The organism is Jiella sp. M17.18 (assembly GCF_041027365.1).
Lineage (GTDB): Bacteria > Pseudomonadota > Alphaproteobacteria > Rhizobiales > Rhizobiaceae > VKMB-3413.
Genome location: NZ_JBFTEH010000044.1, coordinates 1 through 1,571, shown reverse-complemented (window position 1 = coordinate 1,571; position 1,571 = coordinate 1). Strand labels below are relative to the sequence as shown.

1 protein-coding gene and 2 pseudogenes are annotated in these 1,571 nt (G+C 63.5%); 1 reads left to right on the top strand and 2 read right to left on the bottom strand.

Annotated elements, in window-relative coordinates; all coding sequences use genetic code 11:
• Positions 1–218: 218 nt before the first annotated feature.
• Positions 219–845 (bottom strand): recombinase family protein, encoded by a 627-nt coding sequence (locus AB5S17_RS23360; RefSeq protein ID WP_369243573.1) that lies wholly within the window; start codon positions 843–845, stop codon positions 219–221.
• Positions 846–962: 117 nt separating this feature from the next.
• On the opposite strand from AB5S17_RS23360, the pseudogene AB5S17_RS23355 reads away from it, so the two are divergent.
• Positions 963–1,151 (top strand): annotated as a pseudogene (locus AB5S17_RS23355) (DUF4158 domain-containing protein); the annotation flags it as partial.
• A 27-nt stretch (positions 1,152–1,178) separates the two neighbouring features.
• Here the strand turns inward: AB5S17_RS23355 and AB5S17_RS23350 are convergent.
• Positions 1,179–1,571: pseudogene (locus AB5S17_RS23350) on the bottom strand (DDE-type integrase/transposase/recombinase); the annotation flags it as partial.

Genomic DNA, 1,571 nt, shown 5'->3' with positions numbered 1-1,571 from the left:
CATTCGCCGACGCACGAAGGGGCCCGATCGGGCCCCTTCGTGCGTCGCGCCTACCACCGCCGTGGCCTGCTTTCACTCCGCCCCTCTGGCCGGGATTTGCTCCGTCGTTGACAGATTACGCTGGGGGCCGACAAGGGCTTTGATGCCCACGACTTCGTCAATGAACTGCGCGCGATGCGCGTCACGAGGCCCGGTGAGAGGATTGTCGAAAACGTACGCTAAGCGCGTCGGCTAGTCCGTCTGAGTAGCTTTTCACCGTCGGATCTGAGCTCGCCCGTTGGTGTGACGTAACGATAGAGGGTCTGCCGGGTGATACCGAGTTCGGCGCATAAATCGGCGACCGTCGTTTCGGGTTTGCCCATTGCGGTCTGGGCCAGACGGAGCTTGGCCAGCGTCATTTTAAATGGGCGCCCGCCGTGACGACCGCGCGCTCGAGCAGAGGCGAGCCCTGCGCGCGTCCGCTCGACGATCAATTCGCGCTCGAACTCGGCGAGCCCGGCGAAGATCGCGAACACGAGACGGCCATTGGCGGTCGTGGTGTCGATCGAGGCGCCTTCGCCAGCGAGCACCTTGAGGCCGATGCCGCGCTTCGTCAGGTCGCCGACCGTGTTGACGAGGTGACGCAGATCGCGGCCGAGACGGTCGAGCTTCCAGATGACGAGCGTATCGTCGCGGCGCAGCGCCTTCAGGCAGGCGTCCAGCCCCGGTCGCTTATCGAGACGTCCCGACGCGGCGTCTTCATAGATTTGCTCGGGATCGACGCCAGCTGCGATTAGCGCATCGCGCTGAAGGTCGTGAACCTGGCTGCCGTCTGTCTTGGACACCCGTGCATAGCCTATCTTGATAGTCACATATACGTCCGTTCGCGAGACAAAGCGGATTGGCCCGATCAATCATCATGATATTGTCACATAACACGTCTCTTGGTCTATGCTCTATGAACATGACCACTTCCATGTTTCGTGACAAGCGGGAAGCCGATACCGACCAGGATCATCGTGTCCCCCGCGCAACGCGCCGCGATCTTCGATCCCCTTGCCGATCGTGCGACCATTGAACGGATCTACATTCTCGGCCCCGACGATCTGGCAGAGGTGGCGCGTCGCCGGCGAGGGGCGAACCGCATCGGCCATGCGGTGCAACTCTGTTACCTGCGCCATTCGGGACGCGGATTGCTGCCGGGCGAGATCGACGAGGACCCGGTTGTAGACGATGCCGCCGGTCTCGGCCTCGCCGATCACCGCAGTCTTCATGCTATCGTAGAGAACCTCGCGAGGCGCACCGCCCAGCGCCTCGAAGGCGGCCGTGTGGCAGCGCAGGACCGTCGGCAGATCCTGTTGGACGACGAAGCGTGCCCAGATCAGCCGGCTGAAGCCGAGCACCAGCGAGAACAGCCAGACGATCCGCGGTGCCGTCGGCTCGTCGGTGAAGACGACGTGGAATTGCGCGAAGTCGACATGGGCCTGCTCGCCCGGTGGTGTCTCGAAACGAACCTCGAAGCCGCGCGCCGGTGTCGGGCGGACGTCCCGCAGAAAGTCGGTCACGGCGGTATAGCCGCCCGTGTAGCCGAT